This window comes from Nostoc sp. KVJ3 (genome assembly GCF_026127265.1).
Classification (GTDB): Bacteria; Cyanobacteriota; Cyanobacteriia; order Cyanobacteriales; family Nostocaceae; genus Nostoc.
This window is the reverse complement of sequence record NZ_WWFG01000002.1, coordinates 2,366,376-2,393,193: the sequence shown is the minus strand read 5'-3', so window position 1 is coordinate 2,393,193 and position 26,818 is coordinate 2,366,376. Positions and strand designations below refer to the sequence as shown.

Below are 26,818 nucleotides of genomic sequence, written 5' to 3'. Positions count from 1 at the left end.
GCTATCTAAAACAGTTGCAATGCCAAAGCTTCCTAAAGAGAGCTTTGGCAGCAACTCTGCGGCATAGCTACCCTTAAAGACCAGCGCCTCCTAGAGAAGTGCTGGTATGAGTATTGGACTTTGACTCTAAGAATTTTATTTCATGTGATGCGATCGCTCTGAAGCTTCTCTTGGATAAAACTCGTCAACAACCGCAATGAGAACTTATTTTTAAAATTTTGCATAACTATATCATGATTCCTGGAATTTTTTGAGTAAATTATTCTTTAGTAGGGATTGAGCCGTGGATATCGGTTCAATCCCTATATTCGTTATCACAAAATCAGACTGATGTAATTATTATTTTGTCAATAGTAATTATAAGAACTGCCAATATCTTTGGTTGTTAATTCTTTCCAAAAATAGTATTTACTATAATTTAATACTTGCGATCCGACCTGATTTTTCGGTAGGTCAATCAGAAATTTTTCTGATATCAAAAATTTAAGGTTAACAAGATTATCTTGCCAAAAAAACTTTAAATTTTCTTATCAATCAATTTCAAAATCGCAATTAATTTTTACCCTATTATATGTGGTGGGAGTTGTCATGGCAAAATATCTACTAGCTTCTGCTAGTGGGATGGGATTTTTATGTTTAATTGCCTGGTTATCACCTGTGCAAGCCCTTCCTAGTTTAGAAATTGCAGATCAAAACCTAACTGTCAATCAAGATGATGGCAGCCATCAGAAAAATGATTCTCATCAAGGCAATTTAGCAAATAATATTTCCAGTGAATTGCCGATTGCCAATGAGAGTGACAAAAATATCTCCTCAGTCAATCAACAGCAAAAAAATCAAAATTTGGGATTAGATTATGCTGTTAACTCTGAGCAGGAAATAATACCACAATCTACTAATGCATCTCCATCCTCAGACAAACTCGCACAAGTAACATCCGTATCCCAATTATCTGATGTCCAGCCGACCGATTGGGCTTTTCAGGCACTCCAATCTTTAGTTGAGCGCTATGGTTGTATCGCAGGTTATCCCAATCAAACCTATCGCGGAAATCGGGCGATGACTCGCTATGAATTTGCTGCTGGGTTAAATGCTTGTTTAGAACGAATCAACGAACTAATTGCGACTGCAACTGCTGATTTAGTCAAGAAAGAAGATTTAGCCACGTTGCAGAAACTACAAGAACAATTTGCCGAGGAATTGACAACATTGCGGGGTCGAGTAGATGCTGTAGAAGCTCGCACAGCAAAACTAGAAGCAAATCAATTTTCTACGACTACTAAACTTAATGGAGAGGTAATTATTGCTGGTGTTGGTGCTACCGGTGGCGCTCCTAATAAAAGCGACTCGAACATCATCCTAGTCAATAGAGTGCGGTTAAATCTCACCACTAGCTTTACTGGTAAAGATTTATTAATTACTGGATTGCAAGCCTATAACTTTTTGGGTGGAGCCGATGGACAAGGTAGCTTGCAACAAAGTTTAGGATTAGCTGCGCCGCTTTTAAGTGCGAGTAGCGCCCGTACCAGTTTTGAGCCACAATTTCCAGGAATAAATGTCAATACTTTGTCGGGTGTAGGCGCAAACAGTATTCAGATTTACAAATTGCTGTACATCTTTCCCGTCGCTAATAAATTAACCTTGTTTGCGGGTACTGCGGCGGAAACATCAGATGCTTTCCCAACAATTACACCTTTTTATGGTGAAGGACAAGAGTCAATTTCTCGTTTTGCCGGCTTAAATCCTGTAGTCAGGGTTTCTGGTGGAACTTCGGGTACTGGTTTGGCATCGGCGGCAGGATTTATTTATAATATTTCCCCGAATTTGGATTTAAGAGCTTTATACGGCAGCGTAAATGCCAATTTACCCGAAAAATCTGCTACTGAAGCACTACCAGGAGTTTCTACTACACCTTTGGGCGGAGGTTTATTTAGTGGGAGTAGTATTGTTGCCGCACAGTTAACCTTTAAACCCAGTCGTGACTTAGATATTGGTCTAAACTATGCCAATAGTTATCATGAAATCAATATTTTAGGTACTGGATTAATTAGTAGTGATATCGGTGCTTTAGCAGGGGTTGCAGCTGGGACACCGGTTACACTCAACTCTGTTGGGGGTACGGTAACATGGCGATTGTCTCCCAAAATAGCCTTATCTGGCTACGGTGCAGCACTATTTGTTGATGCTTCTTCTAATAGCGTGGATGCTTCCACCACCTTTACAAGTTGGATGGTGGGAGTTCACTTCAATGATTTATTCAAGTCAGGGAACAATGCCGGGATTATTTTTGGTCAACCGCTTTACCGTACTGACGCTGGTGGTTCTGCTCAACTTACCCCCACAGGCGACAATCGGGCGACTCCTTACCATTTAGAAGCTTATTACCGCGTTAAAGTTAGCGATAATATCAGCATTACCCCTGGTGCGTTTGTTCTCTTTAACCCAGAAGGTAACAGCAACAATGAAACTACGACTGTAGGTGTCCTTCGGACTACTTTTACATTTTAAGAAATTCGAGGTGATATCAGGTTCAGTTAAATACTTCAGGACTTACGCAAAATTATGAAAAAACGAACCGCATAGACGCAAAGAATACAAAGAAATAAGAGTTTCAGAGAGTTTTTGCGTAAGTCCTATACTTATAATATTTGTAGGTTGGGTTGAGGAACGAAATCCAACATTTTATCCTTGTTAATGTTGGGTTTCACTGCCGTACCCGTACTCAAAAGCCAGATACAACCCAACCTACATTGATAAATTTGATTACAAGTAATCACCCGAACTTAATATGAGGTATGGCTGACGTACCAAAAATATTATCCAACAATTAAACAGTTACTTTAATTTTTAGATGATGCTAGAGATTTAGTTAGTATCGTGACAAAAAAATCTTTACTCGATGCTGAACTTCACGAAGGTTTCTAGAATCTAAACCCACTAGCCGAGATATAGATGGAAAGTGTCCTTTCGGTGCGTCTAAGCTGAAAGTATATTCCTCATATTTAACCCATTCATTATTGGCAAGACTTGCTAGCCATCCAACTTTATAAGCAAAACGATTACAGTCTTTCTTGGCTTGCCAAATACGTTGTTGGACGCTAAAACCAAATCTGGACTCACTATATTAAAGCCAGAGTTTATTAATAATATAAAGGTCATGACGAGGAATCTTTTTTATTTCTCCATCATCTAACCAGCCTTCTCCTTCACGCTCACATATCTTTAGAATAGTAGAGTAAGTTTCTTTATCAGCTTCCTGCCATTTTTGTTCTACTAATAGTTCCTGTAATTTTCTGTAATCTATACCAGAAGTATGAGAGACAAGAGTTAATTCTGCTGCCAATTGAGATAGATGTAACTGCACATCTGATAAAGATTTAATAATTGATATTTGGGAATCTGTTTCCAAAACTTGAGATGGCAATTGAGATATTTTATCTTTGATTTGACTTAATTCTTCGAGAATTTTATAATTAGACTTTTGTTCATCAGTCATAATTTCTTTCAAAGCTTGTAGTTCAGTTTGAGCAGTTAATGAGGCTTTTTGAGTCTCAGCTAAAGTCATCTGAGCTTTTATTGCTGTTTCTTCAGTGTTTGCTAATTGCTTCTGCATAGTCTGAAGCTCAGATTTCAATTCATTTATTTCCGTTTGAAAGCTTGCAAGAGTTGATTCAATATTATACAAATTGTTTCCTTTAATTTCCTGCAACTCTTCACGGCTACGCCTGAGTTCTTCAATTGCTTTTTCGTAATATCCTAATGGTGTTTTCCAGTTATCATTAGCTGCTTTGAACATAAAATATGTTTATTTTATTGATGATCAATTAATAAAACTTGTGAAGATTTATCCTCTAAAATAACATTATTTTTGAAATCATAATTATTTATTATGCTACGCCAAAATTTACAAAGTAAACCATATTTTATCCAGTCTTGAATAGCTCGATTTTTCAATTCTGGAGAATTCCTTACTAAAGCCGCCATCATCGCGGCATTTTGTTGTAATTGTCCATAAATCTTCAATACCTCATCAATAGATGTTTTTTCATCTAACTTGCTTAGTTCATAGCACTCGCTTAACTCATAAAGCTCAATATCAGAAAATAAGCCACCAGGCTTCCATGCTATTTTGAGCCTTTGTCTACATTTATCAAGAGGACTGGGTAAACTGTGAACTAAATATTTTTTTAATTCATTCCGAATTAGTTCTAGTTTGCCATCAATCAGTTCTGATATTTTATCAACTACTTGATTAGCATCTTGAAATAACTTGCTTTCCAAATATTCTATTCTTTCCAAACTATGCTCAAGACTGCTTTGAGACAAACTAATCGCCTCCATTACAGCTAGTGACATTTGATTAATTCTATTTTCTAGATAAAAATTAGTTTTACTAATAGTCTCTGTGAGCGCTTGTTCGCGAATTTTATCTATTTTTTCAAGGTGATATTTAACTTTTTCATCTGCTGTATTAAGCAGATGTTCAATGTCAGCTTTAACCTTGCTTTCTAATTTCTCAGTCTTTTCTACTGCATGATTAATGCTTTCTTGAGTAATATAATCAAGCTTGTCGGCCAAAGGGTAAAGTTTGTCATCAAACAAGTTAGCTATTTCTTTGCTACTCTCTCTCTCACAACCTCCTTAGCTACACCCTCAAATTGTTTAACAAGACCTCCAAATAGCCATCTCATCATTTATCCACACCATAACTAGCAAGCAGATATCCTCCCAAAAATAACACTTGTGACAAGGAGTGTCCAGGATCAAATAATCACTAATAAATAAGTATAAATTCGGTAGATGATTATCGAATAATAATATTATTTTTGCCAAAAATCTTTTATCTAAAGCTGTTGCGGTGCTTAGGTTGGAGTACACCTGCGCTCCAGTAAAGATAAAGTGCGTAGCTTATACTACACTTAATTGTTTCTTTTTCCTGAGTTACTATTATGATTTGACAGTTGGTGCTTTTGTATAACCCGCTCAATCTGAAAAGTTACCGTATTTATTCTGTGTTTAACCTTTTCAAAATCGATACTTATCCAAATATAGGCTTTGTCAGATTTTTCCTGTTTATTATTCATATATTACTTTTCTTGTCAAGATATTTTGTTATATCTATACAATATAGCCATCTCAATTTCTAAACTACTTTCTCTAGACGTATAAGTAAATATGCTTAATATTTACTTAAGGTTTTATCTGCTAGAAGTTAAATTACTCTTTACTAATAGGACTTACGCACTCGTGACGACAAACTAAGCCTTTGCGATTACTTCGCTTCGCTCGTAATGACGTAAAATCATAGTCTGTGCGTAAGTCCTGATTAAAAACAGGACTTACGCAAAAAAGTTCTAAAGTAGCGGTAATTCATGAATTACCGCTACGACAAATCAGGTTTTTGAGACAATTTTGCTTAAGCCTCATAAAAGAGACGCGACATTTCGCGCCTCTAAGAACTAAAATCTGAATTATAAGTGTTATTAAATCTTGGTTTGCAAATATTGCACTAGCTGCGGTGCTTGCATCACTCCCTCTATCCGGTCTACAGGTTGACCCTGCTTAAATAGTACTAAGGTCGGGAGAGAGGCAATTTTGTACTCAGTGGCCAAATCTGTGTATTTTTCTGTGTCAATTTTGACAATCCGTAGACGATCCTTAAGTTGGAGATTGACTTGCTCTAAAATTGGCACCATCATCTGACATGGGCCACACCAGTCAGCGTAAAAATCTACTAATACAGGTACATCAGAAGCAGACAGCATCTCTTCAAAGCTGTTAAATTGTTTTTTCGTTGCCATGTGATACACACCGATTTTCAATTGTTTGTTTCAATAGTAATTCTTAGAAAATAAAATCGGTATAAGTTTATTGGTTTTGTTGGAAAAATATTAGATCACTCAATATAGATTTATTTACCAACAAAAATTCTTAAATAATTATAATAAAAGCTGCATATTGTTTGTGTTTGTGTATATGCATTAGATATGTATTTAAACCTATGCTAACTGCCCAAATAATTATACAGGCATTTACGAGAGTTATATCTACCGATAGGCGTAGCTGTCATACTTCCTAGTCTATCCAATGATGCAATGTCTACGACGGGCTATTTGGCATCGCGGCTATAAATTAATCAATAATATCTTTATCTATTAAGAGAAAAATAATTCTAGATATTTAACTGTAGCAAAATGTTAATTCCTGTAAATCGAGTTATATCTAGCTAAAAATCGACAAGCTTTATCTATTAGATTAGGACTTACGCAAATAATATCTAAAACCCTGATTCTATGGTAGGGGCAATTCATGAATTGCCCCTACAGTGTGTCCTTTTGCGTAAGTCCTATAGATATCTAATTCGCAGCACGATAGTAAGATTGTCACCCTGAAAGAGTGAGATTTTATCTAGACAATATTCAGATATTCCCGAAATCACCATAAGATAATTAGCGCGGTATTTCTAAGATTGAGGAACGTTAAATGACATTATTACAAGGTAAAGTCGCAATTATCACAGGTGCATCACGAGGAATTGGCAGAGCGATCGCAATTGAATTAGCCTCACAAGGAGCGATCGCAGTTGTTAATTATGCCAGTTCGAGTGCAGCAGCTGAGGCAGTTGTTACAGAAATTACAGAAGCGGGAGGGGAAGCGATCGCTATTCAAGCCGATGTTTCTCAAGGCGATCAAGTAGACACACTAGTTAACACCGTTATGGAAAAGTTTAAGCGTGTGGATATCTTAGTCAACAACGCAGGTATTACCCGCGACAATCTGCTTTTGCGTTTGAAGACAGAGGATTGGCAAGCTGTGATAGACCTGAATCTAACTGGTGTTTTCTTATGTACACGTGCCATCAGTAAAATTATGCTGAAGCAGCGATCGGGTCGAATTATTAATATTACCTCGGTTGCTGGGCAAATGGGCAACCCAGGGCAATCCAACTACAGCGCCGCCAAAGCCGGTGTAATCGGCTTCACTAAAAGCGTTGCCAAAGAATTAGCTACTCGCGGCATCACCGTTAACGCCGTCGCCCCTGGATTCATCACCACCGACATGACCAGCGATCTTAATAACCCCGAAGATATTCTCAAATACATCCCCCTCGGTCGCTTCGGTCAGCCGGAAGAAGTCGCTGGCATGGTACGCTTCCTCGCCGCAGATCCCGCCGCCAATTACATCACCGGACAAGTTTTTAATGTCGATGGCGGTATGGTAATGGCCTAAATACTGCTGGGGAGCAACGCGAAAAAGTGAGATCCTCGTAAAATAGGCAGGGGGAGCAGAGGGAGTAAAGAGGCATTTTTCGTATTTTTTACGACCGTTACAGACTGCTTCTACACTTATTTTCTTTCTCTTCCCCTGCCTCCCCTGCCTCCCCCTGCCTTCTTCGGTCAATAAATAATTGAGGGTTAGAGATTTTTTGTAGTTGGCGCTTTAGCGTTAAAGCACCAACTACAAACTTATCAAAATTGACAGAATAATTATGAAAACAGACTCAATCTTTTATCGTTTATTTCAAACTTTTCCTAGTGCCTTTTTTGAATTAATTAATCTGCAAGCATCAGAAGCAAATGCATATAATTTCGCTTCAGTCGAATTGAAACAAACAGCTTTTCGGATCGATGGAGTCTTTCTTCCTATTGCGGATACTAGCAGTCATCCAATTTATTTTGTAGAGGTTCAATGATGAAGTCAGGCAAGAACAGACTCTAGAGGTGGTTATACGTCTGTTGCGACGACGCATTGGTAATTTGAGTCAGCAATTGCAAGACAGTATCAGTCAGCTATCTGTCGAACAGCTTGAAAATCTGGCCGAGGAACTGTTAGAGGTTGAATGAACAAGTATTTTGCTGTGACTAAAGTTACTTTGATCCCCCCTAACCCCCCTTAAAAAGGGGGGGAATCGGAATCAAAGTCCCCCAATTTATCGGGGGATTTAAGAGGATCTAGAACTTTTGATACCAACAAGAGGACTTTTCAAACATCCTCTTAGATTTTTCCACACAAGAAGATTTAGTTGCTTGGTTGCAAGACAATTCAACTCAAGCTTGAATTTTTGGTGGAATAGTCAAACAATTTTGGATTTTAGCGCAGTGTTACTGCTCTTTGTAGGGCTAGCATTGCAATGCCAACCCTACAAAGTAACTAAGGCTGTTGGCGTATTCTTTGCCAGACAGTAAAGGCCAAAAGGATGATAATGCTAATGGCGGTAGTCATCATCACAGCCAAACTCATACCTTGAATTTTCATCGCCAGCAAATTGAAAAATAAGGTAATTGACCAAAGCGTGAATGCAGCATGGCGCTGGGAGAATCCCCAAGCAAGTAAGCGGTGGTGCAAATGGTCTTTGCCTGGAGTACTCAGAGGATTATTTCCTGCTAGTAGCCGCCGCACAAATACTTGAGTAGTATCTAGCACTGGCAATAATAGAAATAAAACCGTAGGAATTAATGCATAAACTGTGTTTTGTTGCAGTTTACCTAAAATACTAGTTGCTGCCAGCACATAGCCAAAAAAGTATGCTCCGGCATCACCCATAATAATGCGTGATGGATGGAAGTTATGGCGCAAAAATCCTAGTGCAGCACCTCCCAAGGCTGCAAGTACCAAGATTGCTGCCGCCCGATTGTTAAACTGGGCGGCAACCCCCAACAAACTCATAGCGGTAATAAAGCTGATTCCTCCTGCCAAACCATCCATACCATCCATCAAGTTGATAGCATTGGTAATCCCTACTACCCACAGTACGGTCAGCAACATAGACAGGAATGAGTCAATGGGAGTACCAAACAAGACTTTTACACTGATACCATTAGCTACCAATAACAGTGCCGTGACAATTTGCGCCCACAATCGAACAGAGGGCGGTAAGCCAAACTGATCGTCGATAAAGCCTACAAGAACTAATATCGAACCCCCTAACAGAATAGTGAGCACCTGAGCCAATACGTTTTGGAGTTCGATCGGTCGTAAAAGGCTAGCTAATACCAGCGCAGCGATTACACCGGCGTAGATAGCCAGCCCCCCTGCATTGGGTAAAGGTTCTCGATTGAGTCGCCGGGCGTTGGGTTGGTCAGCCCAACCTACCCGCAAGGCGAATTTACGGACTGTCGGAATTAAACGCCAAGTTACAAGCCAAGCCAAAAGGAACGTAAATACTACCGCCAACCAGCCGGTGCCGCTAGGGTCGGCAATACCAAGGGACTTAAGGGAGTTGTCTAGATTCATCTCCCAATTCAAGCATTACTGCCAGTATCTAATATGAGCATCACCTGTATATTAATCAATTTTTTATTTCCATTTGTAACTTGAGCCGATTGAGGGATTAGCACTCTTGCCCTGTGAGTGCTAAATTGTCTAATGGAAGCGCTAGAGAAATAAAACATGGCGAAAATTATTGCATTTGACGAGGAATCGCGGCGAGCTCTAGAAAGGGGTGTTAACGCCCTTGCCGATGCCGTAAAAATCACCTTGGGGCCCAAAGGTCGCAATGTCCTTTTAGAGAAAAAATTTGGCGCACCTCAAATTGTCAACGATGGTATCACTGTTGCCAAGGAAATTGAATTAGAAGATCCTTTGGAAAATACTGGTGCAAGACTCATTCAGGAAGTAGCCTCAAAAACTAAAGATGTTGCTGGGGATGGCACTACCACTGCTACCGTTTTGGCACAAGCCTTGATCCGGGAAGGTTTGAAGAACGTCGCGGCGGGTACTAACCCAGTTAGTTTAAAGCGCGGGATCGACAAAACCATTGAAGCACTTGTAAAAGAAATTGCCAGGGTAGCCAAGCCTGTAGAAGGAAGTGCGATCGCTCAAGTTGCCACTGTCTCTGCTGGTAATGATGAAGAAGTTGGTCAAATGCTAGCTCAAGCAATGGAAAAAGTCACCAAAGATGGTGTCATTACCGTTGAAGAATCTAAATCTCTGACAACTGAACTAGAAGTAGTTGAGGGGATGCAGATTGACAGGGGTTACATTTCACCCTACTTTGTCACCAACAACGAGCGGCAAATCGTGGAATTTGAAAATGCCCGAATTTTGGTGACAGACAAAAAAATCAGCAGCATCCAAGATTTAGTACCAATTTTGGAAAAAGTCGCCCGTTCTGGTCAGCCCTTGCTGATTATCGCTGAAGATGTCGAAGGTGATGCTTTGGCAACTTTGGTAGTGAACAAAGCGCGGGGTGTACTAGCCGTTGCTGCTATTAAAGCACCTGGATTTGGCGATCGCCGCAAAGCTTTGTTAGAAGATATTGCGATTCTCACCGATGGACAGTTGATTTCGGAAGAAATCGGCTTAAGTTTGGATACTGCTGCTCTAGAAGCGCTGGGAACTGCTCGCAAAATCACGATTGACAAAGAAAGCACCACTATCGTAGCTGGCAGTGTCACCAAACCAGAGGTACAAAAGCGGATTGGTCAAATTCGCAGACAGTTGGAAGAAACCGATTCTGAGTACGATCAAGAAAAACTGCAAGAACGCATCGCTAAACTCGCTGGCGGTGTGGCAGTGATTAAAGTGGGTGCGGCAACCGAAACCGAACTCAAAGACCGTAAACTGCGGATTGAAGACGCACTGAACGCCACTAAAGCTGCTGTGGAAGAAGGTATTGTTCCTGGTGGTGGAACGACCCTAATTCACTTAGCCAAGATTGTACAAGCGTTTAAAAACAGCCTACAAGACGAAGAGGAAAAAATTGGGGCTGATATCGTGGAACGAGCGCTAGAAGCTCCCTTGCGTCAAATAGCAGATAATGCCGGTGCGGAAGGTTCTGTGATCGTCTCTAAAGTCCGCGATAGCGAATTCAACATTGGCTACAACGCTGCTACCGACGAATTTGAAGACTTGATTGCGGCGGGGATTATCGATCCTGCCAAAGTCGTGCGTTCAGCTTTGCAAAACGCTGGCTCTATTGCTGGTTTAGTCTTAACCACCGAAGCGATCGTTGTTGAAAAACCAGAGAAGAAATCCGCTGCTCCTGCCCCTGATATGGGCGGTATGGGCGGTATGGGTGGCATGGGCGGTATGGGCGGTATGGGCGGCATGGGTATGTTCTAACTTCTGCTCATCCAGATAAATATTTTTTAAACAGTTTGTCTTGCCAAGGCAAACTGTTTTTTTGTAGCATTGCTGATTCGGAGCCGATATGTTATCTCTATTGCTGGGAAGTAGCTAGGCATAAATAAAAATAATCATCATATAGCGAGCCTAAATCATTCGTGAAAAGTTAGATTCCCGACTTCTTGGAGAAGTCGGGAATCTGGACACCGCGAATTTTTACAAATCAGATAGGATTGCTATAGTTATCAGTAATTAGTCGTGAATACAACTAACTACAAAAAAATGCTGATTCCTCAATTACCCAACCTGAATAATTCCTTAATCTAAAAATTACAGTATTTGCATTAATTTTTGTAATATTAATTAATAAAAGCTGAAATAAATCAAAACGCTTCTAGTATACAGATGATTTTTTTTAACAATGCCCAATTCTCAATGTAGGTAATATTGTATGGTACGAAAACTGCGTCGTCTTCCCAAAATTGTAAAAAGGTTATACGAAGATGAGTTCCATCACCAACCGGGGACTCTACCAGGAACCATTTTTATTGATGAAGATGCTCCACCACCGATAATATTCTTGATTGACTATAGCCAAACCAATTTCATCCGCGAACAAATGACAATCCCAGAAGATTGTGTTCCATACTTGGAAATGGACTCTATTTCTTGGGTAGATGTACAAGGTTTAGGTAGTCAAGACATATTACAACGATTGGGTAAGGTTTTTAAGTTACATCCTCTAGTTTTAGAGGATATAGTCAATGTGCCGGAACGTCCCAAAATAGAAGATTATGAAGAGCAATTGTTATTCATTTCCCGCATGGTAGTACCAAAGGAAAAAACTTGTGGTTTTTACAGCGAACAAGTGAGCTTGATATTAGGGAAAAATTATTTGCTGACAGTCCAAGAAGAACCAGAACATGATTGTTTTGAAGGAGTGCGATCGCGAATAGAAAAAAGCAAAGGGATCATCCGCAAACAAGGGGCCGATTATTTAGCTTACGCCGTTTTAGATGCCATTATTGATGGCTTTTTCCCCGTGCTGGAGCTTTATGGTGAGCGAATTGAAGAGTTGGAAGAAGAGGTAATAGTCAAACCTAACCCACAAACACTACAAAATATTTATCAAATTAGGCGAGAACTACTACAACTGCGTCGTGCTATCTGGCCTCAGCGAGATGCAATTAATTCCTTAATTCGAGATGGCAGTGATTTAATTAGTGAAGAAGTGCGAATCTACTTGCGAGATTGTTATGACCATACAGTACAAGTAATGGATATGGTAGAAACTTATCGAGAACTAGCATCAGGATTAATGGATGTTTACCTTTCGGCAGTTAGTAATAAAATGAATGAAATCATGAAGGTACTAACGGTAGTTTCAACAATTTTCATTCCACTGACTTTTGTGGCTGGAATATATGGTATGAATTTCAATACTGAAAAATCGCCCTATAATATGCCTGAATTAAATTGGTATTGGGGCTACCCAGTTTGCTTGGCGGTAATGGTAGCGATCGCACTTGGTTTACTATTCTTTTTTTGGCAACGGGGCTGGCTGCAAAATTCTGTAACAATTAAGCGTAATTAATAATTACAGATGGGCGACGAATCAAATATACATTTATTAGCACCGGGAGTTAATATTCTAATTTATGAGGAGTAGCGACCAGAATTTAATAGTTTTGACGATTTATATTATCGGTGTCTCATACATTTTTAACCGCATGGTTGAATCCATCGACGATCAAATTAAGTTTGAGTTTAAAAAAGGAATCGTTGACGACCAACTCAAAGAGCAAAATCTCGACGATAAAATTGGGATTTCCTTTAAACTCAAACCTTCATATCCGATAGACGATTTGAAAGATTTAGGAATTAGCATTGAAAATAAATCTGAAAATATTGCCCTATACGTTGACTGGGACAACAGTTCTTTAGTAGTTGAACACAGCAAGCAATCGCGCCGTGTGATTCGGAAATCACCAGACTTAACCCGCGACTTAGCAGTACCTCAAAGTCCTAGCCTGATTGCTCCCAAGAAAACACTTTCTGAAACGGTGACAGCAGAAGATGTATTCGAGCGCGATAAAGAAGCTGGAACCTATTCAGCGAAAAAACCACTAATTGATATCAACGGATTGCAAAAAGGGCAAAAGAAATTGTATGACGACTTTATTAATAGAAGAAAGGAGTTAGACTTTTCCCTGCAACTGGTGCTAAGGATATCGGAAGTGCGTTTAGGTCTAGCCCCAGGTCGTGATTTTCCTCCCATTAGTATCATCAATTGTCCTTTCACAGTCAGAAAACTACCTTGGACTTACGCTCTACCTTGGAATAAAAAAAAGCAATAGCAACCAGACAGACTATGCCATCCAAGATTACACTTGATCTAAGGAGAGAGTAGACGCAGGTGGTTGCAGATCAGTCCTAGTCACTGGTTTGAGGAAAGTCCGGGCTCCCGAAAGACCAAACTTGCTGGATAACGTCCAGTGCGAGCGATCGTGAGGATAGTGCCACAGAAAGATACCGCCAGAGCAATTAAAAATTAAAAATTAAAAATGTAAAATGAGCAATCAATTTTTAATTTTTAATTTTACATTTTTAATTGATCTGGTAAGGGTGCAAAGGTGCGGTAAGAGCGCACCAGCAGTATCGAGAGGTGCTGGCTCGGTAAACCCCGGTTGGGAGCAAGGCGATAGGAACTACGGTTGGTCTTTTACCAGTTCCGCTCAATGAGAGCCGCTAGAGGCGTTTGGTAACAAGCGTCCCAGATAGATAACTGCCCTCGCAAGAGAACAGAACCCGGCTTATGTACTGCTCTCTCCCCCTTTTTTAGTGCTGAGTTTACAAGTTAGGAGTTAGGAGTTATTAGTTTGTCCTCTTTCCCCTGCTCCCTTTGTGCAATCTACGGTGTATACACAAGTCTTGCTGTAGCCATATCTTTGAGTTAATAAATCTCGTACTACGTTTCTATCCCGCCTCGGAATTCAGTTCAGGGCGCGATATGGGTCAGCGTGACAGATTCACTCTGACAAAAATTTGGGTAGAGAATTTTTCGACTTTAGGTCTTACGCAAAACTACACACGTAGGGGCAATTCATGAATTACCCCTACCTGAAAATTAATGTTTAGGCTAAAGTTTTGTGTAAATCTTGATTCACAGCATTCCCAGTATCTCTAATGCTGTATCGAGATGCCATTTAACCCGATAGAGTCCAAACAGCTTCTCTTGACTGTATCGTGCTGGGTACTCTAGCTTTCTTCCCTGCATCGTCACCTTCAGCAATGCTGACTGCTCCGGTGTTGGTGTTCCCATAGCTTCTAGGGTTGATTCTAGCGCTTGTACTTGAGATAGCATAGGAGACTTCAATCCTTTATTCTCTGATACTTGCTTACAGGCTATAACAGGGAAGGTCAGGAGTGCGTTAATGTAGGATGCCTTATCCGCAGGGTTCCCTATTGCTTGGATACCGTACTGTATCAGGCATAAATCGCGTAACGCTCTCAAGGTTTTAAGTTCTAATTCTGTGCGTGTAAACATAAAATAGAGTTACCTCTTGTAAAAGTGGGAATCGGTGGGCAACAAGTTTCTCAGGCTAAGATGCCCATCGATTTAATATTCTCCACTGATATACACGTGAAGAATAACTTTATTTGTATTTCTACATAATGTCTAAAAATAAAGGTAATCCAGATAACTTAAAGCCATTCACCACAGATAGAGAGCGACCACTAACTGAATATCTACATTTGCGTGTCACTAAGGAAATGAAGGAAGAGGTAAAAGCTAAAGACGATCCTCCTGAGTTTTGCCGTCAAGCTATTCAAGAGAAGCTAGATAGAGAAAAGTAGCAAAAAGTTGTTAAAGTGATAGTCCAATAACTTTTAAGATAGATAGCTAGTTACCTTCCCCTGCTCCCCCTGCTCCCCCTGCGTCCTCTGCTCCCCCTGTGTCCCCTGCCCCCCTCCCCTTATCATGTAATGCCTCTTGCTTATCCACGCCGTCAACGGCAACTCGAAAGTTTAGTCCAAAAATTTGGTTTGTCGCTAGAAGCACCTATCAAGTGGGAACTGCTAGATTTAGCGCTCACTCATCCCACTGTTTCTGATTCTGCAAATTATGAACAGCTGGAATTTGTTGGCGATGCAGTGGTGCGGCTGGTGTCGGCTGTTGTGTTATGGGAAAATTATCCCGATTGTCCAGTGGGGGATTTTGCGGCAATTCGTTCGGTGTTGGTTAGCGATCGCATTCTCGCCCAATTGGCCAGAGGTTATGGTTTGGAGTTATACTTGTTAGTTGCCGGTAGTGCTACGGCTGATAAAGTTGGTCAAGAGTCACGACTAGCAGATGCCTTTGAAGCAGTTCTAGGTGCGCTTTATTTAAGCACTCAAAATCTGGAATTGATTCGTTCTTGGTTAGATCCCCACTTCCAAGAATTAACAACAGAAATTCGCCTCGATCCTGCCAGACTTAATTACAAAGCTGCTCTCCAAGAATGGACTCAGGCGCAATTTAAAGTTTTACCAGAATATCGAGTTGTGGAAATCAGTCAGCCGCACCGTAATCAAGAACGTTTTATGGCTGAAGTGTGGCTGCACGGAAACAAACTAGGAGTTGGTAAAGGGCGATCGATCAAAGCTGCTGAACAAGCCGCAGCTAAGGTAGCTTTTTTAGCAATCCCGAAACCGGAAAATCACTGAAGCAAAAATACGGTTGATAAACTGATAATCAGTTGATTGTCAGTGGTCATTTGTCCCTAGTCCTTTGTATACAAATGACAAATGACAAATGACCACTGACGAATGATAAATAACTAATGACAAACCAAATTAAAATTGCTGTTATCGGAGTTGGGCGTTGGGGAGTGAATTTGCTGCGGAATTTTTTAGCACATCCCCAAGTAGTTGTAGTTGCTGTAGTAGATCCCCATCCAGAAAGATTAGCGACGGTAAAACAGCAGTTTAATTTAGATGATGATGTAGTATTAACAACCCAGTGGGAAGATTTAAAAAAAGTGCCGGGGTTGACAGGAGTTGCGATCGCAACTCCTGCTATCACTCACTATGCTTTAATTAAAGACGCTCTCCAAAACGGATACCATGTTTTAGCTGAAAAGCCCCTAACTCTTGACCCCGCAGAATGTCGGGAACTTTGCCAGTTAGCAGAGCAGCATCATTTAATACTCATGGTTGACCACACTTATTTATTTCACCCAGCAGTTGAGGAAGGGCAAACTGTAGTACAGGCGGGTAAATTAGGAGATTTACGCTATGGCTACGCGACACGCACCCATTTAGGGCCTGTCCGCCAAGATGTTGACGCGCTGTGGGACTTAGCGATTCACGATATTGCGATCTTTAACGCTTGGCTAGGTCAAATCCCTGTGAAAGTACAAGCAACAGGTACGGTGTGGCTACAGGGAGGAGTGGGGGAGCAGGGGGAGCAGGGGGAGCAGGGGGAGCAGGGGGAGCAGGGGGAGCAGGGGGAGCAGGGGGAGCAGGGGGAGCAGGGGGAGCAGGGGAGGGTAACAAAAAATTATTATTCTTCCTCATCCCCCCAGCAGGGACTTGCAGATCTGGTATGGGTAACACTGACATACCCAGATGGCTTTCAAGCTTATATTCATTTGTGCTGGCTAAATACCGATAAGCAGCGACGGCTGGGGATTGTAGGTAGCCTTGGTAGTTTGATTTTTGATGAAATGTTGCGATCGTCACCTCTAACGCTGCTACATGGCGAGTTTGAACAGCAGGGTAATCATTTTATTCCGGTAAATCAAAGGCAGGTAGTGCTGGAATTAGAACCAGGTGAACCATTGCAACGGGTTTGCTCCACCTTTGTTGTCTCTGTTATAAACAATACTCCCTCAGAGGTTTCGTCTGGCTGGGTAGGCACACAATTAGTAGAAATTCTTGCTGCATTAACGGTATCTCTTGAGCAAGGCGGCAAACCTGTTTTTCTTAACAACTCCTCTCGGCTGTAATTTTCTGTTAAATAAAACTTATCCAAAGTTTTCCTAACTACACCTTTAGAGGTTGTTTGAAAAGCGTTTTGCTGTGACTTTAGGCACTTTTAGATCCCTCCTAACCCCCCTTAAAAAGGCTACGGTGTACACACAAGTCTTTTAGAGTTGCCCTACAGCTTTAGATCCCCCCTAACCCCCCTTAAAAAAGGGGGGGACTAGAATCAAAGTCCCCCTTTATAAGGGGGATTTAGGGGGATCTTCAACGATTTTGGTTTTGTACAGAGATGTGTGTACAGCGTAGCTTAAAAAGGGGGAAGAATCAAAGTCCCCCAATTTATCGGGGGATTTAGGGGGATCTAAAACTATTTGATACTGACAAAAGGACTTTTAAAACATCCTCTTATACTACAGTCTACGAAGCTCTGAGGTTCATCAACGGAGTTAAAAGACTCATTCACAAAGCTCTGAGGTTCATTAACGGAGTTAAAAGACTCGTTCACCAAGCTCTGAGGTTCGTTAACGGAGTTCAAAGCCTCGTTTACGAGTATCAAAGACTCATTAACGGAGTTAAAAGACTCATTCACGAGTATCAAAGACTCGTTAACGGAGTTCAAAGCCTCGTTCACGAGTATCAAAGACTCATTAACGAAGTTCAAAGCCTCGTTAACAAGTATTTATCAAAAATTCATCCGATTTTTAGCGATTTTCGGGTAAGTCCTGATAAAATCAACCAACGCATGAGCATGATTATGCACAACCGTATATTTACTACTTTATTTTTAACCCTATCTCTAGCTACCACACCCCAGTTTGTAGTAGCTCAAAACAATATTGAACAGCTATTTAAACAAGGCGACGCTGCCGAAACACTTGGTAATAACTCCCAAGCAGAGACAATTTGGCGGAAAGTTTTACAAATTGAACCCAATAATGGCAAAGCTTATAACAATTTGGGTAATGCTTTGCGGCGAGAGGGGAAACTAGAGGAAGCCTTAGCCGCGCATCAGAAAGCGTTACAAATCAATCCTAGTGATGCCGAAGCTTACGTTGGTATAGGCAATGTGCTAAATGCTCAAGGGAAATTAGAGGATGCGATCGCATCTCACAATAAAGCCTTGCAACTCAACCCTAACTTGGCTATTGCTTACAACGGTCTGGGTAATGCGCTCAGTAACCAGAAGAAATCAGATGCAGCAATTGCCGCCTACCAAAAAGCAATTCAACTTAACCCTAACTATGCTATTGCTTATTACAATCTCGGCATTGTCCTAAGACAGCAGAAGAAATCAGATGCAGCAGTTGCCGCCTTCCAAAAAGCAATTCAACTCAACCCCAACTTTGCTATTGCTTACTACAATCTCGGCAAAGCCCTGGGAGAGCAGAAGAAATTCGATGCAGCAGCGGCCGCCTTCCAAAAAGCAATTCAACTTAACCCCAGCGATTCTGATACTTACGTCTTTTTGGGCTATGCCCTGTATGCACAGAAGAAATTCGATGCAGCAGTTGCCGCTTTCCAAAAAGCAATTCAACTCAACCCCAACGATTCTGATACCTACAACTATCTCGGTGATGCCCTAAGTTATCAGAAGAAATTCGATGCAGCAGTGGCCGCCTTCCAAAAAGCAATTCAACTCAACCCCAACAATTCTGATACCTACAACAATCTCGGTGATGCCCTAAGTTATCAGAAGAAATTCGATGTAGCAGTTGCCGCCTACCAAAAAGCAATTCAACTCAACCCCAACGATGCTATTGCTTACAGCAATCTCGGCAAAGCCTTGGGAGAGCAGAAGAAATTAGATGCAGCAGTGGCCGCCTTCCAAAAAGCAATTCAACTTAACCCCAACGATGCTACTGCTTACATCTTTTGGGGCGTGTTGCTAGCACAAAATAATAAATTAGATGCCTCTGTAGCCATCCTTCAAAAAGCCTTAAAATTACCAGAAAATATTATAACTTCCCCAAATAAAAATACTTCCGCTCGTAATATTTTGGGTTTAGTATTCAAATTACAAGGAAAACTAAAAGAAGCTATTGCAGAGTTTGACAAGGCAGAAGAGATTGACCCCCATTTTATCTATTCCAATAACAACAATAGAGAAGCACATCGATTATGGACAGAGCAACAAAATAAACTAGCCAGTGTAGAAGACGATCGCCAATGGTTGCCTAAGAACGATCCAACTGTACCCGTTAAGCGTTCTGTGGTAAGCATCACTGCGAATTTTCCTCTGAGTATTGATCGCCAGGGAACAGAGATCGGCACTGGTATAATAATTCAGCGAGAAGGCGATCGCACATTAATTCTCACTAATCGCCATGTCATTTTTGATGGCGATGAACAGGGTAAAAATATTCAAGTAGAATTTTTCAGTTCACCGCCACCCAACCGAGTGCGAATGCGGCGAGATGCCAAGCTGCTTAATATGACTTCTGTTGACGAACAACTCGATTTAGCCGTTTTAGAAGTTAGTGGTAATCTACCAGAAGATATCCAACCCTTACCCATTTCCAAAACTTCCATCACCCCAAAAATGCCGATTCGCATTATTGGTCATTCTGCTCAAAGAGGAGAAGATAAATCTTGGTCTATGCAATCAGGACAAATCAGCTATCAAAACCAGCGATTAGAAATATCTCAAACCGCACTCAAACCTGGTTATTCTGGTAGTCCTGTACTTGACTCGCAAAATCGGCTTTTAGGCATCGTCTTTGCCCGAAAAACAGTTGAAGACCGAGATTTAGCTTATCCCCTGTCTGAGATTCAAAAACAACTGTCCGCTTGGAATATTAATCAGACGCGATGAATCGCGTCTCTACAAGCTATGAATTATAAAACTATTCTTGTCAGTTTATTAATCGTTAGCTTCAGCCATCTTCCGGCTGTGGCTTCTTGTCCAGAAGGCAACCCTCAATCTACCGATTATATCCACCGCAAACCACCCAATCGATGCGAAGGTATCAAAGAAGAACAATTAAGCGGCAATAGCTTGAGCCTAATTTCCATTGCTACCCGCAACCTTGCGAGTTTCGGCAAAACTCTCACCCTAGAAATTCCGCAAATAAATGGAGGGAAAAACCCTCAAGTAAGAGTGCAATCGTTAGATGATAAATATCACTATCAATTAGATGACTTGTTATTGTCTAAGAATAGTTCAGGTTTCAGCTTTAGCTGGGATACTTACGTTCTCAGGGAAGCAAAAATACCAGCAAATAAACTCCGCGCTGTGGCATCCTACAGCCTTAATTCTCAACCTGTGTACGTTCCAGTCATCCTGGGGCAAACTTCTGGCAAGTATGAATTCGTTTTTTATTCCCAAGACAGAGTAAGATTTACCAATTTTGAAATCCTCCCCCAAGGTGAACAAGCAATTTATAGCACTTCCCGTCCTAACTCCAGAAGTGGTGAAACTATTTTTACCTGGGATGGGCGCAACGCCGCAGCAGGGCGCTATGAACTGCATTTCGTTGCTTTTATTGACCGCAGAAATGAACCTAGCGATCGCATCGAAAGGCGAATTGTATTTGAACATAACCCAAATTGGTTAAAATAAATCATGGCATCACGGCAAAAAGCCAAACAAAAATTTCCCAATTTCATCAAGATTCGCCAATGGTTGAATTTTCTGAAAACATATCTAATTGCTTTTTTGGTAGTCAGCACTTCAGCGCTAAAGCGCTTACTACGAACTATTGCAAATAATCAAAATTCCTTTTTGGTGCTACTCTTACTTTTATTTTTTACTATCCTCACCTTTGCCGCTATAGTACCCAGTACTCATACCTTTGAAGGTAATATCATTTCTGAAGAAATGAGTTTTATCTATAATGGAGAAGAATCAAAACTGTTCCTTCAAAATATTCGCGGCATCAAGGAACTAGAAAATGAAGGTAAACAAACGCTGACTTTCACAGGTAATTTTCAAAGTGAAACTTGGCCAGAAATTAATCAGTTAAATTCCTTACAAATCAAGCTTACAGATGGTGAGAGTAGATGGATTATTGTTCCTGCTAATCCTCAAGACACTAATCAAATTAGTCTCAATGAACTCCGGCTACAACCAAATACAAAGGTAACTGGACTCAGTTATGATTTTTTTCGTAATCAACTGGCTTTTTCTCTGCAACCTAACTCTAACTTAAATCAAGAAACCAACCCTAATGCATTAAATCTATATTTAGGCGAACAACCAATCAAAGTTATAGCCGAAGGTTACGAATTACCAGATTTAAAATTACCAAATCAGCCAGACAAGCAAAGCTCATTAGAATTTAATTTTACCCCAAATAATAAACTTTTTAACTTAGAACTCACGCAAAATAGCAAGATTTATATCACTCTAGGCAAAACTCCCAAATATGAATCAGAACAATGGTTTAGAGAAAAGATAAAAACCAAAAATGTTCAATTTATAGATGTAGATAGACCCGGTGAAGATTCCAAAGACGATTTAAATATTTCTACTATTGTGGAAGGCAAAATCCGCATGGCAGAACAGGAACGCGACATTAAACAAAATCAGTTTCTCATGGGAGAAGACCCTAAGATTCCTCTAAAAATTCAAGAAATACGCCATCTGCAAATTGTCCCTAAAAAGGGTATAGAAGCTCGCTTTTCTGGGGAAACTAAAGAGATTCAAATCGGTCTAGATCCAGATTTTCCAGTTTCCACAATACAGGGTAGCTGGTTAGATGGCGTTTTACCTCGTGATGCGATTATTGCCTTGTTCTCTTTTGGCGCTGCTACAGTTGCTAATCTTTTATCTTGGCTATTTAGTAACGTTTCTAAATCAGCATCAAAACCATAGCCATTAGGAGTTAAGAAGTTAGAGGCTATAGGACAATATGCTTGGGTTAAGGCTAAAGGACTTCCAAATAAAAAATATCCCAAAACTAACGCAAAAATCCTCTCTATTTCTCCTCTCTCTGTGTTCTCTGCGCGGCAGTCGCTCATGGGGGAAACCCCCAAGACCGCGCTGCCTTGCCTCTGCGGTTCGTTTTTGAGTTGGAAATCCCTAAAACTCTGTTACCAACGTTCCGTCTAACACACCCTACAGATAAGTAGTAATGCAAAATTAAATATACATTTGTCATTGCGAATGGAGCAAAGCGGAATGAAGCAATCCCAAAACCTTGAGATTGCTTCGCTACATTTCATTCCGCTCGCAATGACATAAATATTTTTGCATACGCACTTACTTATATTTTTCCAAAAATCAAATCGGATTCCTGTAGAATCCTTTAAGAAAAAGAATTCTCAATCCAAAATCTAAAATCCAAAATGGTATTACCTTTCAGAAGTCCCATTTGCGTAAACTTCTGCTTTTGGAAGACTTACCACAATAGTTTGCTGCGGTGAAATACTAATCTCGTAAGTATCCTTTGCAAGTAACACCTGAAACTTCATCAACTTATCTTTATCTACATCTATTTTTACAGATTTCTTGATCTCTAAAGTAGAACTTTCCCCAGACTCTTGTAGGCTAGGATAGTGACTTGCTTTTGCCCCCTCATTCCCAGAAGAAAATCCTAGATCCCCGATATTTTCATTTTTTTTGGGAACATTTAATAGCGAGATATCAATTAAGGGTAAAGTAATTTTCAGTGTCGTACCTTGATGAAGTCCTGTACTCTCAAGCGTAATACTCCCTCCCATGAGTTCGATTAAGTTTCGTGAGATTGCTAATCCTAGTCCAGTACCCTCAAATTGGCGCGTGGTTGTACCATTCACCATTACGAAGGGGCGAAATAGTTTATGCTGTTGAGTTGGATCGATGCCTATACCTGTATCTTTAACTATTACTACTACTTGAGATATACCATTACTAGATTTAATTTCTGTGGCAATAGTAATGCTTCCTACATCAGTAAACTTCGTAGCGTTGCCGATAACATTAATTAACACCTGCTTCAGTTTTGCCGCATCTGCATTAATTGGTATCGGTTCGGAATCTAACTCACATTTCAATTGCAAGCCTTTTTGTTGAACATTAACTGATTGTAAATTAATCACCTCTAACAATATTTGTCGGAGGTCAACAGGTGTATTGACAACTGAAAGCTTCCCTGCTTCGATTTTAGAAATATCGAGTAAATCGTTAATAATACCTAGCAAGTGAATCGTTGTTTCATCGGCACGTTTGAGGAAGTCCATTTCTTCTTCCCGGCTATCACATAAGCCATCTTCAACGAGGCGAATGCAGTTAATAATAATATTTAATGGGTTTCTCAATTCATGGGAAGTCGTCGCTAAAAACTGGCTTTTGATTTGATTCGCGCTTTTTGATTCCTTCCAAGCTATTTCTAGTTCTTCTGCACCAGCTTTGAGCCGTTCTACCATTTGGTCTAATGCTTGGGCTAGTTGATTGAATTCCCGGATTTGGAAATTGTGCGGAACCGGTTGTGCTGCATGGTGAGAGTGAATATTTAGAGCGTAATCTCGCAATTCTTCTACAGGACGTGCTAAGTAAGGAGCTAAATATAGAGATGCTAATAAACTTGCGCCAATCAAACCAACTGTCAAAACGATGAGAATTAGTTTGATTTCCTGTAAACCAAAAAGCGCATTATCAACACTGGTGATAGCTAAAACGATCCATTTTTGCTGCTGCTGTTGGGTGAGTGGATTTGCAATAGCCGTATAGCCAGCTACTAATTCTTTCCCCTCTGTAAAAGACAAATTGATTGAATCGTTTCGTCCCCCAATGGCATTTTTAATTATGCTCTTGAGTTGGGAAGCATTTGGGTGCTGATTGATATTAGTTCCCACCCAGTCTGTGAATGGGTGCGCCAAAATTGTGCCGTCTTCAGCAATCACTACCATAGCGCCTGTTAGCGATCCCGGCGGATTTTTGGTTTGTTGATACAATGAAGACTGAATACTTAAGCTATAATTTGAATTGTTCTTGCTATCGGAAACTGGCGCAGATAACACTACTTGTAGTTGATTTTGTGCGTTTCTTTTTCCAGTTATTCCTGCTTTTGGCGGGAAGATTGGTTTAACATCAATTCCGTCACTAGGCAAAGGAAATATTAACTCTCCAATTGGTTCATCGCCACAGCCACTAGCAATTACTTTCTGGTTGAGGAGATTTTTTAATTGGATACACTCAATATTAGCTGGAAGTTGTTGCTTTAACTGTGTGAGAATTTCTTGCTCTTTTATGGGAGAACTCGCCGGAATCACTGTCGTTTTGCTTACAGTCAGCAAATTAGCTTTTAAGATTGCGATCGCATCGCCAATTCTCTCCCCTTTACTGATGGCGCTTTCAGTTAAATTTTGACGCGCGGTTCCCAATATGCTAGAACGCGCCTTATTTAAGGCTACAAGCTCACCTACAAGTAAAACTGGAACGAACAGCAGCAATATTCTCGTTACTAAAATTCGACGAAAGGAAGATTGGCGGAAATTAGTCATCGAGTGTCTCACTTTGCATCTGCAAACCACAACAGCAAAGATATGTAATTAGAGTGACTAGATGAGACATTTTATTAAATTATCAGAATTTTATTTTCAATGTTTAAAAATAACAAATTGCTATCATTCAAAAAGAAACGTGGTATACCAAAACTCATATATGCCAGATGTGAAAGTGGTTTGTGTTGCATATAAATACAGTGATAAAATTGAAAAAAAGTAACTTGTAGGCATGGATTTTTTCTGATAATCTACACACGAACAAAGAAAATATTAAAACTATCAAATCAATTTAATGTTGCAACATCGTCCTCATACTACAGTTGTTTTAGCAATGAGTGTAGATGGCAAGATAGCAGATTTTAAGCGATCGCCTGCTCGGTTTGGCTCAAGGGTTGATAAAGCACACCTAGAAAAACAAATCGCTGCCTCTGATGCGGTTTTATTCGGTGCTTCTACTCTGAGAGCCTATGGAACAACACTTACTGTATCAGATCCAACTTTAGTAGAACTTCGGGCGCAAGGAGGAAAGCCCCCGCAGCCAGTTCATATAGTGACTACACACTCTGCAAACCTCAATCCGGAAATTAACTTTTTTAAGCAACCAGTTAGACGCTGGCTACTCACGACAGTAACGGGAGAATGTTTATGGAAAGAACGCTTGCAGACACTTTCCTCAACTCTGGGAACCGGAGCAAGGGAATATGCTCCAGAATTTGAGCAGATTCTGGTTTTTGAAACATCAATACGAGAAATTGACTTTCCCGCAGCTTTGAAACATCTAGCCACTATAGATATAACACGGTTGGTAGTCTTAGGTGGAGGTGAATTAGTCGCTTCCATGCTGGAGTTAGATTTAATTGATGAATTATGGCTAACTGTCTGTCCGTTAATTTTAGGTGGTAATACCGCACCCACACCCGTCGAAGGGAAGGGATTTTTAGCCGATTTAGCTCCCAAGTTGCAACTTATAGAAGTCTATACAGTTGATCAGGAAGTGTTTTTGCACTATCACCTACAACGACCAGCAGATTAGATTAGGCTATTTATTGAGCATTGGGCATCGGGCATTGGGAATTGGTTTTTCCCCTGCCCCCTGCCCCCTGCCCCCTGCCCCCTGCCCCCTGCCCCCTGCCCCCTACTCCCCTAACATGGTGGAACAACTTAAACCTCGCTATTCTGTCCTTTGGACAAACAAAATTGCTGAAGTACCCCAAAATGCCTGGAATGCTTTGGCAATGCCACTCAAAACGCCGTTTTTAGAATGGGAGTGGCTGAACAATATCGAAACCTCCCAGAGTGCTACAGCTAAAACTGGTTGGTTGCCAAATCACTTGACATTGTGGCGAGATAGAACGCTGATTGCGGCTGCGCCACTTTATCTCAAAGGACATAGTTCTGGTGAATTTGTTTTCGATCACCAATGGGCAGAGTTAGCCGATCGCATCGGAGTCCAATATTACCCCAAATTGCTGGGCATGACACCATTTACTCCTGCTGAGGGGTATCGGTTTTTAATCGCCCCAGGAGAAGATGAGGATGAAATCACGGCGATGATGGTGCATGAAATTGACACTTTTTGCTCCAAAAATCGGATTTCTGGGTGTCATTTTCTCTACGTAGATCCCCAATGGCGGCATACTCTGGAACGGCATGGCTTTACGACTTGGCTGCACCACAGCTATGTCTGGGAAAATGCTGGCTTTAAAACTTTTGATGACTACTTAAAGGTGTTTAACGCCAATCAGCGCCGCAATATCAAGCGGGAACGGAAAACTGTAGAAAAAGCAGGTTTGCGATTGCAACCACTGACTGGTGATGAAATTCCTCAGTCTTTATTTCCCTTGATGCATCAGTTCTATGCTGACACCTGTGATAAATTTGGCTGGTGGGGTAGCAAGTATCTCACACAACGTTTTTTTGAGCAGCTACAAGCCGATTATCGCCATCGAGTCTTGTTTTTTGCCGCATATAGCGACGAAGATAATTCTCATCCTTTAGGAATGTCCTTTTGTTTGTTTAAAGGTGACAAACTCTATGGACGCTATTGGGGAAGTTTCCAAGAAATAGATTGCTTACATTTTGATGCTTGCTATTATGCTCCCATTGAGTGGGCGATCGCTAACAATATCCAAATTTTTGACCCTGGCGCGGGTGGACGACACAAAAAACGGCGCGGTTTCCCGGCTATGGCTAATCACAGTCTGCACCGCTTTTACAATAATCGTTTAGGACAAATTATCCGTCCCTATATTAAAGAAGTGAATCAACTCGAACAGCAGGAGATTGAGGCCATTAATGCAGAGTTGCCCTTTAGCGAGAAAAATTCTTAAAACTATACGCACTTGGGGGTACGTTGTTT

At 40.7% G+C, this 26,818-nt stretch carries 18 protein-coding genes, 1 other RNA gene and 3 pseudogenes; 16 read left to right on the top strand and 6 right to left on the bottom strand.

The features are described from left to right. Nucleotides 1-588 precede the first annotated feature (588 nt). Nucleotides 589-2,508, top strand: coding sequence for an iron uptake porin (locus GTQ43_RS26210; RefSeq protein ID WP_265275616.1), 1,920 nt, complete (start codon nt 589-591; stop codon nt 2,506-2,508). Between the two features lie 361 nt (nt 2,509-2,869). Here the strand turns inward: GTQ43_RS26210 and GTQ43_RS26205 are convergent. The 3 genes and pseudogenes from GTQ43_RS26205 to trxA form a co-directional block, all read right to left on the bottom strand. Continuing rightward, nucleotides 2,870-3,565 (bottom strand): annotated as a pseudogene (locus tag GTQ43_RS26205) (GUN4 domain-containing protein). Nucleotides 3,566-3,810: 245 nt separating this feature from the next. After that, nucleotides 3,811-4,602, bottom strand: coding sequence for a hypothetical protein (locus GTQ43_RS26200; protein WP_265275615.1), 792 nt, complete (start codon nt 4,600-4,602; stop codon nt 3,811-3,813). 881 nt (nt 4,603-5,483) lie between these two features. Continuing rightward, nucleotides 5,484-5,801: a thioredoxin gene (trxA, locus tag GTQ43_RS26195; protein WP_012408911.1), complete on the bottom strand. Its 318-nt coding sequence runs from the start codon at nt 5,799-5,801 to the stop codon at nt 5,484-5,486. Between the two features lie 682 nt (nt 5,802-6,483). Here trxA and fabG point away from each other — a divergent pair. The 3 genes and pseudogenes from fabG to GTQ43_RS26180 form a co-directional block, all read left to right on the top strand. Then, on the top strand, nt 6,484-7,230 hold the full coding sequence (gene fabG, locus GTQ43_RS26190; RefSeq protein ID WP_265275614.1) for a 3-oxoacyl-[acyl-carrier-protein] reductase: 747 nt from the start codon (nt 6,484-6,486) through the stop codon (nt 7,228-7,230). 259 nt (nt 7,231-7,489) lie between these two features. Next, nucleotides 7,490-7,690: pseudogene (locus GTQ43_RS26185) on the top strand (DUF2887 domain-containing protein); the annotation flags it as partial. 16 nt (nt 7,691-7,706) lie between these two features. Continuing rightward, nucleotides 7,707-7,844 (top strand): annotated as a pseudogene (locus GTQ43_RS26180) (DUF4351 domain-containing protein); the annotation flags it as partial. A 307-nt stretch (nt 7,845-8,151) separates the two neighbouring features. Here the strand turns inward: GTQ43_RS26180 and GTQ43_RS26175 are convergent. Beyond that, a complete protein-coding gene (locus tag GTQ43_RS26175) occupies nt 8,152-9,234 on the bottom strand; it encodes an MraY family glycosyltransferase (RefSeq protein ID WP_265275613.1) in 1,083 nt (360 codons plus the stop codon). Between the two features lie 156 nt (nt 9,235-9,390). Here GTQ43_RS26175 and groL point away from each other — a divergent pair, with 156 nt between their 5' ends. From groL to rnpB, 4 genes are all read left to right on the top strand, one after another. Further along, complete coding sequence (gene groL / locus GTQ43_RS26170) at nt 9,391-11,064, top strand: chaperonin GroEL (protein WP_265275611.1); 1,674 nt, start codon at nt 9,391-9,393, stop codon at nt 11,062-11,064. Nucleotides 11,065-11,518: 454 nt separating this feature from the next. After that, complete coding sequence (gene corA, locus GTQ43_RS26165) at nt 11,519-12,661, top strand: magnesium/cobalt transporter CorA (RefSeq protein ID WP_265275609.1); 1,143 nt, start codon at nt 11,519-11,521, stop codon at nt 12,659-12,661. 64 nt (nt 12,662-12,725) lie between these two features. Then, entirely contained in the window at nt 12,726-13,424 is a 699-nt protein-coding gene (locus GTQ43_RS26160) for a hypothetical protein (protein ID WP_265275608.1), read from the top strand. A gap of 45 nt (nt 13,425-13,469) precedes the next feature. After that, an RNA gene (gene rnpB, locus GTQ43_RS26155) (RNase P RNA component class A) lies at nt 13,470-13,899 on the top strand. A gap of 331 nt (nt 13,900-14,230) precedes the next feature. Here the strand turns inward: rnpB and GTQ43_RS26150 are convergent. Continuing rightward, nucleotides 14,231-14,614, bottom strand: coding sequence for a hypothetical protein (locus GTQ43_RS26150; RefSeq protein WP_265275607.1), 384 nt, complete (start codon nt 14,612-14,614; stop codon nt 14,231-14,233). Between the two features lie 128 nt (nt 14,615-14,742). Here GTQ43_RS26150 and GTQ43_RS26145 point away from each other — a divergent pair, with 128 nt between their 5' ends. The 6 genes from GTQ43_RS26145 to GTQ43_RS26120 all read left to right on the top strand — a co-directional run bounded on the left by GTQ43_RS26145 (nt 14,743) and on the right by GTQ43_RS26120 (nt 21,847). After that, nucleotides 14,743-14,925, top strand: coding sequence for a hypothetical protein (locus GTQ43_RS26145; protein ID WP_099104126.1), 183 nt, complete (start codon nt 14,743-14,745; stop codon nt 14,923-14,925). A 129-nt stretch (nt 14,926-15,054) separates the two neighbouring features. Beyond that, complete coding sequence (rnc, locus tag GTQ43_RS26140; protein ID WP_265275606.1) at nt 15,055-15,774, top strand: ribonuclease III; 720 nt, start codon at nt 15,055-15,057, stop codon at nt 15,772-15,774. A 116-nt stretch (nt 15,775-15,890) separates the two neighbouring features. Further along, nucleotides 15,891-17,057, top strand: coding sequence for a Gfo/Idh/MocA family protein (locus tag GTQ43_RS26135; protein ID WP_265275605.1), 1,167 nt, complete (start codon nt 15,891-15,893; stop codon nt 17,055-17,057). Nucleotides 17,058-17,788: 731 nt separating this feature from the next. Beyond that, a complete protein-coding gene (locus GTQ43_RS26130) occupies nt 17,789-19,846 on the top strand; it encodes a serine protease (protein ID WP_265275604.1) in 2,058 nt (685 codons plus the stop codon). An 18-nt stretch (nt 19,847-19,864) separates the two neighbouring features. Continuing rightward, complete coding sequence (locus GTQ43_RS26125; RefSeq protein ID WP_265275603.1) at nt 19,865-20,593, top strand: hypothetical protein; 729 nt, start codon at nt 19,865-19,867, stop codon at nt 20,591-20,593. Between the two features lie 3 nt (nt 20,594-20,596). Then, nucleotides 20,597-21,847 (top strand): hypothetical protein, encoded by a 1,251-nt coding sequence (locus tag GTQ43_RS26120; protein ID WP_265275602.1) that lies wholly within the window; start codon nt 20,597-20,599, stop codon nt 21,845-21,847. Between the two features lie 479 nt (nt 21,848-22,326). Here GTQ43_RS26120 and GTQ43_RS26115 read toward each other — a convergent pair whose 3' ends face one another. Next, nucleotides 22,327-24,456 carry an ATP-binding protein gene (locus GTQ43_RS26115; protein ID WP_265275601.1) on the bottom strand — a complete coding sequence of 710 codons (2,130 nt, stop codon included), beginning with the start codon at nt 24,454-24,456 and terminating at the stop codon, nt 22,327-22,329. 295 nt (nt 24,457-24,751) lie between these two features. On the opposite strand from GTQ43_RS26115, the gene GTQ43_RS26110 reads away from it, so the two are divergent. Next, nucleotides 24,752-25,492 carry a RibD family protein gene (locus GTQ43_RS26110; RefSeq protein WP_265275600.1) on the top strand — a complete coding sequence of 247 codons (741 nt, stop codon included), beginning with the start codon at nt 24,752-24,754 and terminating at the stop codon, nt 25,490-25,492. Nucleotides 25,493-25,607: 115 nt separating this feature from the next. Then, nucleotides 25,608-26,789: a GNAT family N-acetyltransferase gene (locus GTQ43_RS26105; RefSeq protein ID WP_265275599.1), complete on the top strand. Its 1,182-nt coding sequence runs from the start codon at nt 25,608-25,610 to the stop codon at nt 26,787-26,789. Nucleotides 26,790-26,818: the final 29 nt, after the last annotated feature.

What these genes read in the sequence shown, in the direction of transcription:
- trxA (WP_012408911.1), bottom strand. Translation starts at nt 5,801, where the DNA reads ATGGCAACGAAAAAACAATTTAACAGCTTTGAAGAGATGCTGTCTGCT.
- corA (WP_265275609.1), top strand. Translation starts at nt 11,519, where the DNA reads ATGGTACGAAAACTGCGTCGTCTTCCCAAAATTGTAAAAAGGTTATAC.
- GTQ43_RS26130 (WP_265275604.1), top strand. Translation starts at nt 17,789, where the DNA reads ATGCACAACCGTATATTTACTACTTTATTTTTAACCCTATCTCTAGCT.
- GTQ43_RS26160 (WP_265275608.1), top strand. Translation starts at nt 12,726, where the DNA reads ATGAGGAGTAGCGACCAGAATTTAATAGTTTTGACGATTTATATTATC.
- GTQ43_RS26105 (WP_265275599.1), top strand. Translation starts at nt 25,608, where the DNA reads ATGGTGGAACAACTTAAACCTCGCTATTCTGTCCTTTGGACAAACAAA.
- rnc (WP_265275606.1), top strand. Translation starts at nt 15,055, where the DNA reads ATGCCTCTTGCTTATCCACGCCGTCAACGGCAACTCGAAAGTTTAGTC.
- GTQ43_RS26125 (WP_265275603.1), top strand. Translation starts at nt 19,865, where the DNA reads ATGAATTATAAAACTATTCTTGTCAGTTTATTAATCGTTAGCTTCAGC.
- GTQ43_RS26150 (WP_265275607.1), bottom strand. Translation starts at nt 14,614, where the DNA reads ATGTTTACACGCACAGAATTAGAACTTAAAACCTTGAGAGCGTTACGC.
- fabG (WP_265275614.1), top strand. Translation starts at nt 6,484, where the DNA reads ATGACATTATTACAAGGTAAAGTCGCAATTATCACAGGTGCATCACGA.
- GTQ43_RS26120 (WP_265275602.1), top strand. Translation starts at nt 20,597, where the DNA reads ATGGCATCACGGCAAAAAGCCAAACAAAAATTTCCCAATTTCATCAAG.
- GTQ43_RS26145 (WP_099104126.1), top strand. Translation starts at nt 14,743, where the DNA reads ATGTCTAAAAATAAAGGTAATCCAGATAACTTAAAGCCATTCACCACA.
- GTQ43_RS26115 (WP_265275601.1), bottom strand. Translation starts at nt 24,456, where the DNA reads ATGACTAATTTCCGCCAATCTTCCTTTCGTCGAATTTTAGTAACGAGA.
- GTQ43_RS26110 (WP_265275600.1), top strand. Translation starts at nt 24,752, where the DNA reads ATGTTGCAACATCGTCCTCATACTACAGTTGTTTTAGCAATGAGTGTA.
- GTQ43_RS26210 (WP_265275616.1), top strand. Translation starts at nt 589, where the DNA reads ATGGCAAAATATCTACTAGCTTCTGCTAGTGGGATGGGATTTTTATGT.
- groL (WP_265275611.1), top strand. Translation starts at nt 9,391, where the DNA reads ATGGCGAAAATTATTGCATTTGACGAGGAATCGCGGCGAGCTCTAGAA.
- GTQ43_RS26175 (WP_265275613.1), bottom strand. Translation starts at nt 9,234, where the DNA reads ATGAATCTAGACAACTCCCTTAAGTCCCTTGGTATTGCCGACCCTAGC.
- GTQ43_RS26135 (WP_265275605.1), top strand. Translation starts at nt 15,891, where the DNA reads ATGACAAACCAAATTAAAATTGCTGTTATCGGAGTTGGGCGTTGGGGA.